This is a genomic window from Streptococcus pseudopneumoniae (assembly GCF_001073085.1).
Lineage (GTDB): Bacteria > Bacillota > Bacilli > Lactobacillales > Streptococcaceae > Streptococcus > Streptococcus pseudopneumoniae_M.
In genome coordinates this window covers 44,662-60,479 of the sequence record NZ_JVFV01000033.1, presented here as the reverse complement: position 1 = coordinate 60,479, position 15,818 = coordinate 44,662, and the positions used below count along the sequence as shown (strand labels likewise).

The following is a 15,818-nucleotide window of genomic DNA, read 5'->3' as shown; positions in this document are numbered from 1 at the left end:
GTTTTAGTCGGCAGATAAAGATTGTCTTAGTCTGCGGGAAAGATTGCCAAACAAATTACATAATCATAAGATTGAGGGCCCTAATATAGGGCTCTTTTTATAGTATTTCAGAGTTTTCAGAATCTTGAAAAAGAGATGAAAGCGTTTGATTGATTTTCGCAAAAAGTGTATAATAAAGCTATAAACATAAAGGAGAGTTCCTATGGCAGTTAAAGATTTTATGACACGTAAGGTCGTATATATTAGCCCAGATACGACTGTAGCACATGCAGCAGACTTGATGCGCGAGCAAGGTTTGCATCGTCTTCCTGTTATTGAAAATGATAAATTAGTTGGTCTAGTAACAGAAGGAACAATTGCTGAAGCCAGTCCATCAAAAGCAACGAGTCTTTCAATCTTTGAGATGAATTACTTGCTTAATAAAACAAAAGTAAAAGACGTCATGATTCGTAATGTTGTAACTGTCTCCGGTTATGCAAGTTTGGAAGATGCAACCTACCTTATGCTGAAAAATAAGATTGGAATCTTGCCAGTTATTGATAATGGACAAGTCTATGGTGTCATTACTGACCGTGATGTATTCAGAGCATTTCTTGAAATTTCTGGTTATGGCGAAGAGGGAATCCGTGTTCGTTTTATCACAGAAAATGAAGTTGGGGTACTTGGTAAGATTGTTTCTTTAATCGTTGAGGAAAATCTAAATATTTCTCATACTGTTAATATTCCACGTAAAGATGGTAAGATTGTTATCGAAGTTCAAATTGAGGGAACGGTTGATCTAGCTACCTTTAAACAGAAATTTGAATCTGAGAATATTCAAGTTGAAGAAATTACACAAACTTTAGCAAAAAAACTGTAAAAAATAAAATAGAAGCAGTTTTTACTTGCTAAAAAAATTTTTTTCTAGTATAATAATTTATTGTGAGCAAACCTCACTTACCCCTTGCAATGTCTTGGGGTCATTAGACCAAAAGGAGGAACATATCAATGGCTAAATACGAAATTCTTTATATCATTCGTCCAAACATTGAAGAAGAAGCGAAAAACGCTTTGGTAGCACGTTTTGACTCTATCTTGACTGACAACGGTGCAACTGTTGTTGAATCAAAAACATGGGAAAAACGTCGTCTTGCATACGAAATCCAAGATTTCCGCGAAGGACTTTACCACATCGTTAACGTTGAAGCAAATGATGATGCAGCTCTTAAAGAGTTTGACCGTCTTTCAAAAATCAACGCTGACATTCTTCGTCACATGATCGTCAAACTTGACGCGTAAGAAGGTAGATTATGATTAACAATGTTGTACTTGTAGGGCGTATGACTCGTGACGCTGAGTTGCGTTATACCCCATCAAATGTAGCAGTTGCGACTTTTACTCTTGCAGTAAACCGTACATTTAAGAGTCAAAATGGCGAACGTGAGGCTGATTTTATCAATGTCGTTATGTGGCGCCAACAGGCTGAGAATCTTGCTAATTGGGCTAAAAAAGGCTCACTTATCGGGGTGACAGGTCGTATTCAGACTCGTAGTTACGATAACCAGCAAGGACAACGTGTCTACGTGACGGAAGTCGTGGCTGAGAATTTCCAAATGTTGGAAAGCCGTAGTGTGCGTGAAGGACATACTGGTGGATCTTATTCTGCACCAAGTTCAAACTATTCAGTACCTACTCAATCAGTACCTGACTTTTCACGTGATGAAAATCCATTCGGAACAACGAATCCTTTGGATATTTCAGATGATGATTTACCATTCTAATGGACAATTAATACTATAAAGGAGAAAAAAACATGGCTCAACAACGTCGTGGCGGATTCAAACGCCGTAAAAAAGTTGATTACATCGCAGCAAACAAAATTGAATATGTTGATTACAAAGATACTGAGCTTCTTAGCCGTTTCGTTTCAGAACGTGGGAAAATCCTTCCTCGTCGTGTAACAGGAACTTCAGCTAAAAACCAACGTAAAGTAACAACAGCTATCAAACGCGCTCGCGTAATGGCTTTGATGCCTTTCGTAAACGAAGATTAAAAAAGAGGTCCGGGGGACCTCTTTTTCATGAGCTTGAAAACAAGAAAGCGAATTACGACCCGGGTGGGTCTTTTTTTCATGAGCTTTGAAAAGGGAGAGCGAGTTGAGGTCCAGTGGCCCTCTTTTTCATGAGCTTGAAAATAAGAAAGCGAATTAAGATCCCGATGGGTCTTTTTTTCACGAGCTTTGAAATGAGGGAGCGAGTTTGGGTCCAGTGGCCCTCTTTTTCATGAGCTTGAAAACAAGAAAGCGAATTAAAACCCGGTTGGATCTTTTTTCACGAGATAGTTTTTTTCTGACCTTGGCGTGCTATAATGGTAATAGAAAGAGTAAAGGTGGGTAAGTCAAAGATGAATTGTACGATTAGAAATATGATTAAGTCTGATATTGAATCCTTATCTCATGGATTTATGAATCAAGGTTGGCCTGGTAGAGAGGATATTTTGGCTAGATATTTTCTGGAACAGGAAAGTGGGGAGAGAGAAGTCTTAGTTGCAGAGATTGATGGTGCTGTAGCGGGCTACGTTACCATTTTGCCCTCTGCTAAACATGGTCCTTTTGCAGAAGTCTATCCAGAATTATCAGATTTTAATGTGTTTGAGCCTTTTCGAAATCAAGGGATTGGGAATCAACTGCTAGAAGAAGCAGAAAAACGAGTCAAGTTTGTTTCGAGTAAGGTCACTCTTGGTGTAGGTTTGCACTTAGGCTATGGCCCTGCCCAGAGATTGTATATCAGACGGGGCTACATTCCAGATGGGACAGGTGTCTGGTATCGAAATCAACCCTTGGAAATGAATGCAACTAGCCAAAATAATGATGATTTGGTTTTGTATCTAGTAAAGGAATTCGGATAAGAGACAAGGATTTTATTGGGGATGTGGGATTTCTCTACTTTATGGTATAATGGAAAGAGTGAATTGAAGGAGGAAAGGTGATGGATGCGAAATTAAGATATAAGGCAAAAAAGATAAAGGTTATTTTTTTTGATATTGATGATACGTTGAGAAACTCAAAGACTGGTTTTATCCCCACCTCAATTTCAACTGTTTTTAAACAATTGCGTGAAAAAGGTATTTTGACTGGGATTGCGACTGGTCGTGGGATTTTCGGTGTCGTGCCAGAGATTCGCGAGCTAAAACCTGACTTTTTTGTTACCTTGAATGGTGCCTATATTGAGGATAAAAAAGGCAATGTGATTGATAGTAACAAAATCGCTAAAGATAAAGTTGAAACCTATATTGCTTGGACCAAGGAAGTTGGGATTGAATATGGTTTAGTTGGTAGTCATACTGCTAAACTCTCCACTAGAACTGAGTTGATTAGTGAGGCCATTGATCCAATTTATCCTGACTTGGATGTTGATCCTGATTTTTATGAAAAAGAAGACATCTATCAGATGTGGACTTTTGAGGATCAGGGAGATGACCTGACTTTACCTGAAAGTTTAGCATCGACTTTGCGTATGGTACGCTGGCATGAACATTCGTCAGATGTGGTGCCGATTTCTGGCTCAAAAGCAGCTGGGGTTGCAAAAGTTGTAGACCAATTAGGTTTTAAATCTGAAAACGTCATGGTTTTTGGGGACGGACTTAACGATTTAGAACTCTTTGATTATGCAGGTATTAGTGTTGCTATGGGAATTTCTCATGATAAAATCAAAGAAAAAGCAGATTATATTACAAAAACATTAGAAGAAGATGGCATTTTTGATGCCTTAGAAGGATTTGGTATGGTAGAAAAAGAATTACAGTTTCCGCAAGTAGACATTGAAGCAGTAGAAGGTCCGATTGCGACTATTAAGACAAATCATGGAGAGTTGCGCATTAAGCTTTTCCCTGAACATGCACCAAAAACAGTAGCCAACTTTATCGCTCTGTCAAAAGATGGTTACTATGACGGGGTAATTTTCCACCGTATTATTAAAGACTTTATGATTCAAGGTGGAGATCCAACTGGAACTGGTATGGGTGGCGAATCAATCTATGGTGAGTCATTTGAAGACGAATTTTCAGAGGAACTTTACAATATTCGCGGAGCCCTTTCTATGGCTAATGCTGGACCAAATACAAACGGTAGCCAGTTCTTTATCGTGCAGAATCAACACTTGCCATATTCTAAGAAAGAAATTGCTCGTGGTGGTTGGCCAGAACCAATTGCGGAAATTTATGCGGAACAAGGTGGAACTCCTCACCTTGATCGTCGTCACACAGTTTTTGGACAGCTTGCAGATGAAGCTTCTTATGAAGTTCTGGATGCAATTGCAGGTGTAGAAACAGGTGCAATGGACAAGCCAGTTGAAGATGTCGTTATCGAAACGATTGAAATCGAGGACTAGGATGAAAATAGGTGATAAGCTAACAGGGCGAATTACAGGGATTCAGTCTTATGGAGCCTTTGTGGAGTTAGAGACTGGTATCACGGGCTTGATTCATATTTCTGAAATTCGTACAGGATTTATTGAGAATATCTATGATGTACTGAAAATCGGTGAAGAAGTTCAAGTCCAGGTTGTCGATTTGGACGAATATACAGGGAAAGCAAGTCTTTCTGTTCGGACTTTGGAAGAAGAGAAACATCAATTACCGAGACGGAGACGTTTTTCAAGTGACCGTGTCAAATACGGATTTGCTCCTTTGGCTCGCATGATGCCTATCTGGACCAAGGAAGCTATCTCTAATCTAAATAAGAAAAAGTCTTAATTGATTTCTCTCTCTTGAAATGTTAATATAGTTTGTTATAATAGAAGTATGGTAGAAGAATTATTAAAATCAGGAGAGAGAATCAATCAGCTCTTTTCTACAGATATCAAGATTATTCAAAATAGAGAGGTTTTCAGCTATTCGGTGGATAGTGTACTTTTGTCACGCTTTCCTCGCTTTCCTAAAAATGGCTTGATAGTGGATTTTTGTGCGGGTAATGGAGCTGTTGGACTTTTTGCCAGTAGTCGTACTAAGGCGAAAATTCTGTCTGTTGAAATCCAAGAACGATTGGCGGATATGGCAGACCGGTCAGTCCGATTAAATGGCTTAGAAGAACAGATGCAGGTCATTTGTGATGATTTGAAAAATATGCCTGCTTACATTCAAGGGAGTAAGGTTGATTTGATTTTATGCAACCCTCCCTATTTTAAGGTGGACCCAAATTCTAATCTGAACGAGAGTGAGCACTATTTGTTGGCTCGGCACGAAATTACGACCAATCTTAAGGAAATCTGCCGTAGTGCCCAAAGTATTCTCAAATCCAATGGGCGTCTAGCCATGGTTCATCGTCCAGATCGATTGTTAGATATTTTAGACACGCTTCAACAGCATAATCTAGCTCCAAAGCGTCTGCAATTTGTTTACCCTAAACGGGAGAAAGAAGCCAATATGCTTTTGATCGAGGCTATCAAGGACGGCTCCACTAGTGGTTTTAAGGTTCTGCCACCACTCATTGTTCATAATGATGATGGTTCCTATACTCCAGAAATTCAAGAGATTTACTATGGATCATAAGGCTTACATGTATGTGGTAGAGTGTTGTGATGGTACCTACTATACTGGCTATACAACGGATGTCAAAAAAAGAATCGCCGTTCACAATAGTGGTAAGGGAGCCAAGTACACACGAGCTCGGTTGCCAGTAAAACTTATCTATGTAGAAGGTTTCGATAGTAAAGAAGAAGCCATGTCAGCCGAAGCTCTTTTCAAGCGCAAGACACGTCTGCATAAAGTAAGCTATCTAAATGACAATCAAGATAGGAATTTAGCCAATATTTTCGAGATCTAGTGAGGAGTCCTTTGACTCCTCTTACTTTTGTCAAAAATTGAAAAAAATGCTACAATAGAGTGAATAAAGAAACGAGGTATTATCATGTCTAAGATTCTAGTATTTGGTCACCAAAATCCAGATTCAGATGCCATCGGGTCATCTGTAGCCTTTGCGTATCTTGCAAAAGAAGCTTATGGCTTGGATACAGAAGCGGTAGCTCTTGGGACTCCAAATGAAGAAACAGCTTTTGTTTTGAACTATTTTGGTGTGGAAGCACCGCGCGTGATCACATCTGCTAAAGCGGAAGGTACAGAACAAGTTATCTTAACTGACCACAATGAATTCCAACAATCTGTATCAGATATCGCTGAAGTAGAAGTTTATGGTGTTGTGGACCACCACCGTGTGGCTAATTTTGAAACTGCCAGTCCACTTTACATGCGTTTGGAACCAGTTGGATCAGCATCATCTATCGTTTACCGCATGTTCAAAGAACACGGTGTAGCTGTTCCAAAAGAAATCGCAGGTTTGATGCTATCAGGTTTAATTTCAGATACTCTTCTTTTGAAATCTCCAACAACACACCCATCTGATAAGGTGATTGCGCCTGAATTGGCTGAATTAGCTGGTGTGAACTTGGAAGAATACGGTCTTGCAATGCTCAAGGCTGGTACAAATTTGGCAAGCAAGTCAGCAGAAGAATTGATCGACATCGATGCAAAGACTTTTGAATTGAACGGTAACAACGTACGTGTTGCCCAAGTGAATACAGTTGATATTGCTGAAGTCTTGGAACGCCAAGCTGAAATCGAAGCAGCCATCCAAGCCGCAAATACAGCAAATGGCTACTCTGACTTTGTCTTGATGATTACTGATATTGTCAACTCAAACTCAGAAATTCTTGCACTTGGTGCCAACATGGACAAGGTAGAAGCAGCTTTCAACTTCAAACTTGAAAGCAACCATGCTTTCCTTCCAGGTGCCGTTTCACGTAAGAAACAAGTGGTACCACAATTGACTGAAAGCTTTAATGCTTAATTGTAATATAAAAATGGGGATACCCATTGTTAAAAAGGAGTCAAGACTCCTTTTTTGCTAGGAGAGAAGTATGTTAGAAAATGGCGATTTGATTTTTGTGAAAGATGATTCGGATATAGGACAGGCCATCCAGGAATCTACTGGTCACTATAGCCATGTAGCCATCTTTTTGGACGGACAGGTTTATCATGCAACGGTTGAAGGTGGTGTCATTGCACAATTACCTGAAGATTTCTTTGAAGACGGGAAAGTATATGACCTCTATAGCTATCCAAAGATAGATATTCAAAAGGTAAAGAAAAGAGCAGTCCAGCATCTGGGAGCTCCTTATAATTTTTCTTTTTATCCTGATGGGGATGGTTTCTATTGTTCCCAATATATCGCAGACATTCTACCGATTTTTGAAACCATTCCTATGAAATTTGGTGATGGGGAGCAGGAAATCAGTGATTTCTGGAGAGAATATTATCGAGATTTGGGGCTTCCTGTACCTCTGAATCAGCCTGGCACTAACCCGAGTCAATTAGCAGCATCACCACTTTTAGTTTGTAAAGAAAGGAATCTTCATGATTCAGATTTTTAATCCATCTCGTTTGACGCGACAACCATTCTTTAGAGATTTGGTAGACTATCTTGATCAGCATGATGATGTTATCCTACGTGAAATCAAGGCTCAGTTTTCAGAGGTTCCAGTTGACAAGTATTTGGAGGAATACATTAAAGTGGGCTTGATCTTGAGAGAAAACAAACGCTATTATCTCAATCTTCCCTTTCTAGAATCTACAGAATCTCTTGAACTAGACCAAGAAATCTTTGTGAGAGATGATAGTCCCATCTATCAAGAAATCCTGGAGAAACATTTTCAAACTGAATTGCGCAATCAAACAAATACAGCTATCCTGAAAGAGCGTACGGATTTTGCTAGGGAAAAGATGACCTTGTCTAATTATTTTTATAAGGTTAAGCATCAGTATCCTTTGACGGAAGAACAGCAGGCGCTCTATGGAATTTTAGGAGATGTCAACCCTGAGTATGCCCTTAAGTATATGACTACTTTTTTGCTCAAGTTTCTTAAGAAAGATCAACTCATGCAGAAACGACGTGATATCTTTGTTGATAGTTTAGTCTTATTAGGCTACATCGTTCAAAATGAAGATGGAAAATACGAGTTAGCTGTCGAATTTGATAAAGAAAGACTCATCTTTATAAAAAAATAGAAGAAGGCTAGGAAATTTCCTAGCCTTCTTTAAATTTACTATAGATAACGTTCAGCGATGGCTGCATCACCTGGATAGTCTTCTTTCTTGCCTTGGATGATTTGGTAGCAGTCAGCTCCTTTACCAGCGATAATGACAGCATCCAGTTCTTGATCTGTAACAGACATCGCAGCCTTGATAGCTTGCTCACGGTCAGCAATCTTTTCAACAGGATGATGGATGTAGCTACTGATTTCATCTGCAATGGCCATCGGATCTTCGTAGTTTGGATCATCAGCCGTTAGAAAGACTTGAATTTCAGGGTGTTGATTGAGAAGAAGTCCAAAGTCCTTACGACGGCTTTCTCCCTTGTTTCCAGTTGAGCCAAGTACTAGAGCAATTTTTCCAGTCTGATGTGTTTCAACAACTGAGATTAGTTTTTTAAGACTGTCACCATTGTGGGCATAGTCAATGAAAACTTTTGCGCCATTTTTCTGAGTGAGAACTTCCATACGACCAGGGACGCGAGTAGACGCAATCCCTTTTTTGATATCTTCAAGACTAGCACCTAAACGAAGACAGGCAAGTCCAGCAGCGATTGCATTTTCTTGGTTGAAATGTCCAATCAACTGGATATCATAGTCTCCAGCTAATTTACCAGTAGCTGAGAAGCTAAAGGCTTTGGAGTTTTCGATCTGGTTATTTGACTGGCTACCGTAGAAGTCATGCTCTTGGTTCACAACTTGTTCTTTCAGAACAGAGAAGTGGTCCATATCGCTATTAATGACAACTGCTCGGCTATTTTTCATCAAGAGACGCTTGTGGTAGAAGTAGTCTTCAAAGGTTGGATGCTCAATAGGACCAATATGGTCAGGACTGATATTGAGAAAAACTCCTACATCGAAAGTGAGACCGTAGACTCGTTTCACCAAGTAGGCTTGACTGGATACTTCCATGATAAGGTGAGTTCTTCCATTGTCAACCGCTTGAGCCATCATGTCAAAGAGGTCGATACTTTCAGGGGTTGTCAGAGCAGACTTGAAGAAAGTTTTACCGTCCAAAGTTGTATTCATGGTTGATAACATTGCTGGACGATATTGCTGATTTAAGATATTGTAGGCGAAGTAAGCTGCCGTAGTTTTTCCTTTAGTACCAGTGAAAGCAAGGATTTTCAGTTTCTCCTGAGGGTTGCCATAAAACTCCATGGCAATCAAACTCATAGCTTTTTTAATATCGCTAACGACAATAACAGGAATGCCTACTTCGTAGTCCTGCTCGGCTACATACCAACCGAGTCCTTGTGAGATTGCCGAAAGAAGAAATTCCTTCTTAAAAGCAGCTCCTTTTGCAAAAAAGAGGCTATTATCTTGTGCTTTTCGGCTATCGTAGCAGATGCTATCAAAGGTTACATCCCTGAAATGATAGTGGTAATGTCCTTGGTCGATAATCTCACGGAAGAGATCGTCTTTCTTTAAAATATCTAATACGGTTTCAATCTTTATCATACTTTCTATTGTAAACCGAAAGTCTGAATTTTACAAGTAACAAGGAAAAGTTTATAATGGAAGATAAGGAACATTTCCGTTATTAAAATTGAATGAGGAAGTTATGTCTAACGAAAATAATCATCAGCAGGCCCAGATGTTACGCGGAACTGCCTGGCTAACGGCTAGTAACTTTATCAGTCGCCTGCTCGGGGCCATTTACATCATCCCTTGGTATATCTGGATGGGGACTTATGCTGCTAAGGCTAATGGTCTCTTTACTATGGGTTACAATATCTATGCTTGGTTCTTGTTGATTTCGACAGCAGGTATCCCTGTTGCAGTCGCAAAGCAGGTTGCCAAGTATAACACTATGCAAGAAGAAGAGCATAGTTTTGCTCTGATTCGGAGTTTCCTGGGCTTTATGACTGGACTAGGTCTTGTCTTTGCTTTGGTCTTATATCTCTTTGCGCCTTGGTTGGCAGATCTTTCTGGTGTCGGTAAGGACTTGATTCCCATTATGCAGAGTCTAGCTTGGGCTGTCTTGATTTTCCCGTCTATGAGTGTTATCCGTGGATTTTTCCAAGGGATGAATAATCTCAAGCCTTATGCCATGAGTCAAATCGCTGAGCAAGTTATCCGAGTTATTTGGATGCTCTTAGCAACCTTTATCATCATGAAGCTTGGTTCAGGAGACTATCTAGCAGCGGTTACCCAATCTACCTTTGCGGCCTTTGTGGGAATGGTAGCTAGCTTTGCTGTCTTGCTTTATTTCCTCTATAAAGAAGGAATGCTTCAAAAAGTCTTTGAAACACGAGATAAGATTGATAGCAAACATCTGTTAATGGATACGATTAAGGAAGCTATTCCTTTTATCATAACAGGTTCGGCTATTCAACTCTTCCAAATCTTAGACCAGATGACCTTTATCAATAGTATGAAGTGGTTTACCAACTACAATAATGAAGATTTAGTTGTCATGTTTTCTTATTTCTCTGCCAACCCTAATAAAATCACCATGATTTTGATTTCGGTTGGAGTTTCGATTGGTAGCGTTGGGCTGCCTCTCTTGACAGAAAACTATGTCAAGGGGGATCTGCCAGCAGCAGCTCGTTTGGTTCAAAATAGTATCACCATGCTTTTCCTATTCCTCTTACCTGCAACGGTTGGAGTAGTCATGGTAGGAGAACCACTCTATACAGTCTTTTACGGTAAACCAGATAGCTTGGCGATGGGCTTGTTTGTTTTTGCAGTTTTGCAGTCAACCATTCTTGGATTGTACATGGTCTTGTCCCCTATGCTTCAGGCTATGTTTCGTAACCGCAAGGCAGTCTTGTATTTTGTTTATGGCTCAATTGCTAAGATTGTTTTACAATTACCATCAATAGCGCTTTTTCATAGTTATGGTCCTCTCATTTCAACGACTATCGGTCTTATCATTCCAATTGTTTTAATGTATCGCGAGATCTGTCAGATTACAGGGGTTCATCGAAAGATCATCCTAAAACGAACAATCCTAGTGATCATTTTAACTCTTGTCATGTTTATCTTGGTAGGCTTCTTACAATGGATGATAGGATTTGTCTTCCAACCAAATGGACGTTTTTGGAGCTTCATCTATGTCGCCCTAATCGGAACAATCGGTGGTGGACTCTACGGATTCATGAGTCTCTATACTCGTCTCTTAGATAAGGTTATTGGACAGGCAAAAGCTGACCAGTTACGAGCACGATTAAAATTATCATAATGCTTTATAAATAAAATGAACAATTTGAACTTTCAACTCTAAAAAAGTTTAAATTGTTCATTTTTTATTTAAAAAAGAGAGAAAAAAATAAAAAATGTAGAAAAAAATAAATTTTTAACACATAAACGCTTGACTAAAAAAAACTTTAACTGTATAATGATACAAATATTTAAATTTGGAGGTTCTGTTTATGAAAAAGTCTAAGGCAAAATATATGGCGCTGGCAGGTGTAGCTCTAAGTGCTGGTCTGCTATTGGCGGCTTGTAGCAATTCAACTAGTTCTACTAAAACATATAACTATGTCTATTCTAGCGATCCGTCTAGTTTAAACTATCTTGCTGAAAACCGTGCAACTACTAATGATATTGTGACTAATCTAGTAGATGGTCTCATGGAAAATGACCAATACGGGAACTATGTTCCATCCTTGGCAGAGGACTGGAGTGTATCCAAGGACGGTTTGACCTATACTTACAAACTTCGTAAGGATGCTAAATGGTATACCTCTGAAGGTGAAGAATATGCTCCAGTAACTGCCCAAGATTTTGTAACTGGTTTGAAATATGCAGCTGATAAAAAATCCGAAGCTCTGTATCTAGTTCAAGACTCTGTTGCTGGTTTGGATGACTATATCAACGGAAAAACAACTGACTTTTCAACTGTCGGTGTTAAGGCGATTGACGACCAAACAGTTCAGTACACTTTGACACGACCAGAATCTTATTGGAATTCTAAAACAACATCAACCATTCTCTTCCCTGTCAATGCAGACTTCCTGAAATCAAAAGGGGACGACTTTGGTAAGGTAGACCCTTCTAGCATTTTGTACAATGGACCTTTCTTGATGAAATCCTTTGTTTCAAAATCTGTTATCGAGTTCAAGAAAAATCCCAACTACTGGGATGAAAAAAATGTCTTTGTAGATGATGTGAAATTGGCCTATTATGATGGTAGTGACCAAGATGCACTAGCTCGTAACTTTGTAGAAGGAGTCTACAGCTACGCACGTCTCTATCCAAATAGCTCAAGCTTTGAAGGAATTAAAGAGAAGAACAAGGATAACATCATCTATAGTATGCAAAATGCAACTTCTTATTACTTGAACTTCAACTTGGACAGAAAGTCTTATAACTTCACTTCTAAGTCCTCAGATATCGAAAAGAAATCAACTCAAGAAGCAGTTCTAAATAAAAACTTCCGTCAAGCCTTCAACTATGCTTATAACCGTACAGCCTATGGAGCTCAATCTCAAGGGGAAGACGGAGCAACGAAGATTATTCGTAACCTAGTTGTACCTCCTACATTTGTAAGCATCAACGGAAAAGACTTTGGTGATGTTGTTTCAGAAAAGATGGTCAACTATGGCCAAGAATGGCAAGGAATCAACTTTGCAGATGCGCAAGACCCATACTACAATCCTGACAAGGCTAAGGCTAAATTTGCGGAAGCCAAGAAAGAATTGGAAGCTAAGGGTGTGCAATTCCCAATCCACTTGGATGTAACAGTTGACCAATCAGCTAAAAAAGGTGTACTTGAAGCAAGCTCTTTGAAACAATCCATCGAATCTGTTCTAGGAGCTGAGAATGTGGTTATCGATATCCAACAATTATCAACAGATGATTACGATAATTCTGGCTACCTCGCTCAAACTGCAGCTCAAAAAGACTTTGATATCTATAATGGCGGTTGGAGTGCGGACTACTTGGATCCATCAAGTTATCTTGATATCTTAAATGTCAATAACGGTGGTATGTTGCAAAACATTGGTCTAGAACCAGGTGAGGTAAATGACAAGGCTAAGGCAGTTGGTCTGGATACTTACACTCAAATGCTAGAAGAAGCGAACAAGGAGCAAGAACCAGCAAAACGTTATGAAAAATATGCTGAAGTTCAAGCTTGGCTCGTTGATAGCGCCCTTGCTATTCCAAACGTTTCTCAGGGTGGAACACCGACCTTGAGAAAGACAGTTCCATTCTCATCGCCATTCTCACAAGCTGGAAATAAGGGTGTCGAATCATACAAGTACCTCAAGTTGCAAGATAAGACTGTAACGGCTGATGAGTATGAAAAAGCTAGACAAAAATGGCTGAAAGAAAAAGAAGAATCTAATAAAAAAGCCCAAGAAGAATTAGCTAAACACATTAAATAATCAGTCTATTCAACAGGAAAAACGATAGTTTCTCAGGAAGCTATCGTTTTTATATAGTTTGAAACTATAACTAGCTCTTGAAAACAAGAAAACGAAGGATCCAAAATAAGTGGTACAATAGTTACTATAGATTTGGAGGTATTGTATGAGTAAATCATTTCACATCAACACAATTTTAGCACAAGCAGGGATCAAGTCTGATGAGGCAACAGGTGCTTTGGTTACACCTATTCACTTTTCAACGACTTATCAGCACCCAGAATTTGGTCAATCAACTGGATTTGACTATACCCGCACCAAAAACCCAACTCGTAGCAAGGCAGAGGAAGTTTTGGCAGCTATTGAATCAGCCAAGTATGCTTTGGCGACTAGTTCAGGTATGTCTGCGATTGTGTTAGCCTTTAGCGTTTTTCCAGTAGGAAGCAAGGTTTTGGCTGTCCGTGACCTTTACGGTGGTTCTTTCCGCTGGTTCAATCAAGTTGAGCAGGAAGGACGATTCCACTTTACCTATGCAAACACGGAAGAAGAGTTAATTGCCGAGCTAGAAAAGGATGTGGATGTACTTTATATCGAAACACCAACCAACCCTTTGATGTTGGAATTTGATATTGAAAAATTGTCAAAATTAGCTCATGCTAAGGGTGCTAAAGTTGTCGTGGACAATACCTTCTATAGCCCGATTTACCAACGTCCAATTGAAGATGGAGCAGATATTGTCCTTCATTCAGCGACAAAATACCTTGCAGGCCATAATGATGTTCTAGCTGGTGTAGTTGTGACAGATAATGCTGATTTGTACGAAAAACTCTTTTACAATCTCAACACGACTGGGGCTGTTTTGTCACCATTTGATAGTTATCAATTGATTCGTGGTCTTAAAACCTTGTCACTTCGCATGGAGTGCTCAACAGCTAATGCTCAAGAGATTGTAGCCTTTTTGGAACAATCACCTGCTGTCAAAGAAGTCTTGTATACAGGTCGTGGGGGAATGATTTCCTTTAAAGTGGCAGATGAAAAACGAATCCCTCATATCTTGAATACTTTGAAAGTATTCTCTTTTGCTGAAAGCCTGGGTGGTGTTGAAAGTCTGATTACCTACCCAACCACTCAAACCCATGCAGACATTCCGGCAGAGGTTCGTCATTCTTATGGACTGACCGATGACCTTTTACGCTTGTCTATTGGTATTGAGGATGCTAGAGATTTGATTGAAGACTTGCGTCAAGCCCTGGAAGGATAAGACTATGGGAAAATATGATTTTACAACTTTGCCCAATCGTTTTGGACACCATACCTATAAATGGAAAGAAGCAGAGACTGACCGTCAAGTATTGCCGGCCTGGATTGCTGATATGGATTTTGAGGTTTTACCAGAGATTCGTCAGACTGTCCATGATTATGCAGAGCAATTAGTCTATGGCTATACCTATGCTAGTGATGGATTGATTGAAGCTGTTCAAAACTGGGAGGAAAAACACCATGGTTATGGCTTTGAAAAGGATGCTCTAGTCTTTATCGAAGGGGTAGTGCCAGCTATTTCAACAGCCATTCAAGCCTTTACCAAAGAAGGTGAAGCGGTTCTGATTAACACACCGGTTTATCCTCCTTTTGCTCGGAGCATTAAGCTCAACAATCGTCGATTAATCACCAATTCTCTAGTAGAAAAAGATGGACTTTTTGAGATTGACTTTGATCAATTGGAGAAAGCCTTTGTCGAAGAGGATGTGAAGCTCTACGTTCTCTGTAATCCTCATAATCCTGGTGGACGTGTTTGGGAGAAAGAAGTCTTGGAAAAGATTGGACAACTGTGTCAAAAACATGGAGTTTTGCTAGTATCTGATGAGATTCACCAAGATTTAGCCTTGTTTGGAAATAAACACCAATCATTCAATACGGTAAATGAAGATTTTAAAGAATTTTCACTGATTTTAAGTAGTGCGACCAAGACCTTTAACATTGCTGGAACGAAAAATTCTTACGCCATTATCGAAAATCCCAAGTTGAGAGTGGCTTTCCAAAAACGCCAGCTGGCTAATAATCAACATGAAATCTCAGGTTTGGGATATTTAGCAACAGAAACTGCCTATCGCTATGGTGAAGATTGGTTGACAGAACTCAAAGAACTGATTGAGAAACACATCGATTATGTAGTGGATGTATTTGGTAAAGAAACTAAAATCAAGGTCATGAAACCTCAAGGGACCTATCTCATTTGGCTTGATTTTTCAGCCTATGATATTAGCGATGAGGAGCTAAGAAAGCTTTTAAGAGATGAAGCCAAGGTTATCCTGAATAGGGGCTTGGACTTTGGTGAAGAAGGAGCTCTACATGCTCGCTTAAATGTAGCCATGCCGACATCTGTCTTGGAAGAAGTTTGTCAACGAATCCTAACCACTTTCGCTAACCTTTAACAAGCTAGCCT

Annotated in this window: 17 protein-coding genes; 16 read left to right on the top strand and 1 reads right to left on the bottom strand. The window is 39.5% G+C overall.

All coding sequences use genetic code 11. The features are described from left to right. Nucleotides 1–202 precede the first annotated feature (202 nt). From ADH90_RS07330 to ADH90_RS07275, 12 genes are all read left to right on the top strand, one after another. Nucleotides 203–859 carry a CBS domain-containing protein gene (locus ADH90_RS07330; RefSeq protein WP_049530662.1) on the top strand — a complete coding sequence of 219 codons (657 nt, stop codon included), beginning with the start codon at nucleotides 203–205 and terminating at the stop codon, nucleotides 857–859. A 128-nt stretch (nucleotides 860–987) separates the two neighbouring features. Further along, nucleotides 988–1,278, top strand: a complete 291-nt coding sequence (gene rpsF / locus ADH90_RS07325) for a 30S ribosomal protein S6 (protein WP_049530661.1) — start codon at nucleotides 988–990, stop codon at nucleotides 1,276–1,278. 11 nt (nucleotides 1,279–1,289) lie between these two features. Next, on the top strand, nucleotides 1,290–1,760 hold the full coding sequence (gene ssbA, locus ADH90_RS07320) for a single-stranded DNA-binding protein SsbA (RefSeq protein WP_049530660.1): 471 nt from the start codon (nucleotides 1,290–1,292) through the stop codon (nucleotides 1,758–1,760). A gap of 32 nt (nucleotides 1,761–1,792) precedes the next feature. Further along, on the top strand, nucleotides 1,793–2,032 hold the full coding sequence (gene rpsR, locus ADH90_RS07315) for a 30S ribosomal protein S18 (protein ID WP_000068664.1): 240 nt from the start codon (nucleotides 1,793–1,795) through the stop codon (nucleotides 2,030–2,032). Nucleotides 2,033–2,382: 350 nt separating this feature from the next. Continuing rightward, nucleotides 2,383–2,886: a GNAT family N-acetyltransferase gene (locus ADH90_RS07310; RefSeq protein ID WP_049530705.1), complete on the top strand. Its 504-nt coding sequence runs from the start codon at nucleotides 2,383–2,385 to the stop codon at nucleotides 2,884–2,886. An 80-nt stretch (nucleotides 2,887–2,966) separates the two neighbouring features. After that, nucleotides 2,967–4,367, top strand: a complete 1,401-nt coding sequence (locus ADH90_RS07305) for a bifunctional Cof-type HAD-IIB family hydrolase/peptidylprolyl isomerase (RefSeq protein WP_049530658.1) — start codon at nucleotides 2,967–2,969, stop codon at nucleotides 4,365–4,367. A gap of 1 nt (nucleotide 4,368) precedes the next feature. Continuing rightward, on the top strand, nucleotides 4,369–4,731 hold the full coding sequence (locus ADH90_RS07300; RefSeq protein WP_049530657.1) for a S1 RNA-binding domain-containing protein: 363 nt from the start codon (nucleotides 4,369–4,371) through the stop codon (nucleotides 4,729–4,731). Nucleotides 4,732–4,779: 48 nt separating this feature from the next. Continuing rightward, nucleotides 4,780–5,526: a tRNA1(Val) (adenine(37)-N6)-methyltransferase gene (locus ADH90_RS07295; protein WP_000229054.1), complete on the top strand. Its 747-nt coding sequence runs from the start codon at nucleotides 4,780–4,782 to the stop codon at nucleotides 5,524–5,526. Next, entirely contained in the window at nucleotides 5,516–5,800 is a 285-nt protein-coding gene (locus tag ADH90_RS07290; protein WP_049530655.1) for a GIY-YIG nuclease family protein, read from the top strand. Before ADH90_RS07295 ends, ADH90_RS07290 begins: the two co-directional genes overlap by 11 nt. Nucleotides 5,801–5,884: 84 nt before the next feature. Then, nucleotides 5,885–6,820 (top strand): manganese-dependent inorganic pyrophosphatase, encoded by a 936-nt coding sequence (locus ADH90_RS07285; protein WP_049530654.1) that lies wholly within the window; start codon nucleotides 5,885–5,887, stop codon nucleotides 6,818–6,820. Nucleotides 6,821–6,890: 70 nt separating this feature from the next. Then, nucleotides 6,891–7,403: a YiiX/YebB-like N1pC/P60 family cysteine hydrolase gene (locus ADH90_RS07280; protein WP_049530652.1), complete on the top strand. Its 513-nt coding sequence runs from the start codon at nucleotides 6,891–6,893 to the stop codon at nucleotides 7,401–7,403. Beyond that, the gene (locus ADH90_RS07275) at nucleotides 7,387–8,037 is read left to right on the top strand and encodes a DUF1803 domain-containing protein (protein WP_049530650.1); all 651 of its coding nucleotides are present in this window, start codon (nucleotides 7,387–7,389) and stop codon (nucleotides 8,035–8,037) included. The genes ADH90_RS07280 and ADH90_RS07275 overlap by 17 nt, the downstream gene beginning before the upstream one ends. 38 nt (nucleotides 8,038–8,075) lie before the next feature. Here the strand turns inward: ADH90_RS07275 and ADH90_RS07270 are convergent, their stop codons facing one another. Then, nucleotides 8,076–9,521: a UDP-N-acetylmuramoyl-L-alanyl-D-glutamate--L-lysine ligase gene (locus tag ADH90_RS07270; RefSeq protein ID WP_049530649.1), complete on the bottom strand. Its 1,446-nt coding sequence runs from the start codon at nucleotides 9,519–9,521 to the stop codon at nucleotides 8,076–8,078. Between the two features lie 103 nt (nucleotides 9,522–9,624). Here ADH90_RS07270 and ADH90_RS07265 point away from each other — a divergent pair, with 103 nt between their 5' ends. The 4 genes from ADH90_RS07265 (at nucleotide 9,625) to ADH90_RS07250 (ending at nucleotide 15,807) form a co-directional block, all read left to right on the top strand. Continuing rightward, on the top strand, nucleotides 9,625–11,247 hold the full coding sequence (locus ADH90_RS07265; protein WP_049530648.1) for a putative polysaccharide biosynthesis protein: 1,623 nt from the start codon (nucleotides 9,625–9,627) through the stop codon (nucleotides 11,245–11,247). A 190-nt stretch (nucleotides 11,248–11,437) separates the two neighbouring features. After that, nucleotides 11,438–13,396 carry a peptide ABC transporter substrate-binding protein gene (locus ADH90_RS07260; RefSeq protein WP_049530646.1) on the top strand — a complete coding sequence of 653 codons (1,959 nt, stop codon included), beginning with the start codon at nucleotides 11,438–11,440 and terminating at the stop codon, nucleotides 13,394–13,396. A 145-nt stretch (nucleotides 13,397–13,541) separates the two neighbouring features. Beyond that, nucleotides 13,542–14,636, top strand: a complete 1,095-nt coding sequence (locus ADH90_RS07255; protein WP_049530645.1) for a cystathionine gamma-synthase — start codon at nucleotides 13,542–13,544, stop codon at nucleotides 14,634–14,636. Between the two features lie 4 nt (nucleotides 14,637–14,640). Further along, nucleotides 14,641–15,807 (top strand): MalY/PatB family protein, encoded by a 1,167-nt coding sequence (locus ADH90_RS07250; RefSeq protein ID WP_049530643.1) that lies wholly within the window; start codon nucleotides 14,641–14,643, stop codon nucleotides 15,805–15,807. Nucleotides 15,808–15,818 lie beyond the last annotated feature (11 nt).

Coding starts and splice junctions, on each gene's coding strand:
- ADH90_RS07330 (WP_049530662.1), top strand. CDS start 203: ATGGCAGTTAAAGATTTTATGACACGTAAGGTCGTATATATTAGCCCA.
- rpsF (WP_049530661.1), top strand. CDS start 988: ATGGCTAAATACGAAATTCTTTATATCATTCGTCCAAACATTGAAGAA.
- ssbA (WP_049530660.1), top strand. CDS start 1,290: ATGATTAACAATGTTGTACTTGTAGGGCGTATGACTCGTGACGCTGAG.
- rpsR (WP_000068664.1), top strand. CDS start 1,793: ATGGCTCAACAACGTCGTGGCGGATTCAAACGCCGTAAAAAAGTTGAT.
- ADH90_RS07310 (WP_049530705.1), top strand. CDS start 2,383: ATGAATTGTACGATTAGAAATATGATTAAGTCTGATATTGAATCCTTA.
- ADH90_RS07305 (WP_049530658.1), top strand. CDS start 2,967: ATGGATGCGAAATTAAGATATAAGGCAAAAAAGATAAAGGTTATTTTT.
- ADH90_RS07300 (WP_049530657.1), top strand. CDS start 4,369: ATGAAAATAGGTGATAAGCTAACAGGGCGAATTACAGGGATTCAGTCT.
- ADH90_RS07295 (WP_000229054.1), top strand. CDS start 4,780: ATGGTAGAAGAATTATTAAAATCAGGAGAGAGAATCAATCAGCTCTTT.
- ADH90_RS07290 (WP_049530655.1), top strand. CDS start 5,516: ATGGATCATAAGGCTTACATGTATGTGGTAGAGTGTTGTGATGGTACC.
- ADH90_RS07285 (WP_049530654.1), top strand. CDS start 5,885: ATGTCTAAGATTCTAGTATTTGGTCACCAAAATCCAGATTCAGATGCC.
- ADH90_RS07280 (WP_049530652.1), top strand. CDS start 6,891: ATGTTAGAAAATGGCGATTTGATTTTTGTGAAAGATGATTCGGATATA.
- ADH90_RS07275 (WP_049530650.1), top strand. CDS start 7,387: ATGATTCAGATTTTTAATCCATCTCGTTTGACGCGACAACCATTCTTT.
- ADH90_RS07270 (WP_049530649.1), bottom strand. CDS start 9,521: ATGATAAAGATTGAAACCGTATTAGATATTTTAAAGAAAGACGATCTC.
- ADH90_RS07265 (WP_049530648.1), top strand. CDS start 9,625: ATGTCTAACGAAAATAATCATCAGCAGGCCCAGATGTTACGCGGAACT.
- ADH90_RS07260 (WP_049530646.1), top strand. CDS start 11,438: ATGAAAAAGTCTAAGGCAAAATATATGGCGCTGGCAGGTGTAGCTCTA.
- ADH90_RS07255 (WP_049530645.1), top strand. CDS start 13,542: ATGAGTAAATCATTTCACATCAACACAATTTTAGCACAAGCAGGGATC.
- ADH90_RS07250 (WP_049530643.1), top strand. CDS start 14,641: ATGGGAAAATATGATTTTACAACTTTGCCCAATCGTTTTGGACACCAT.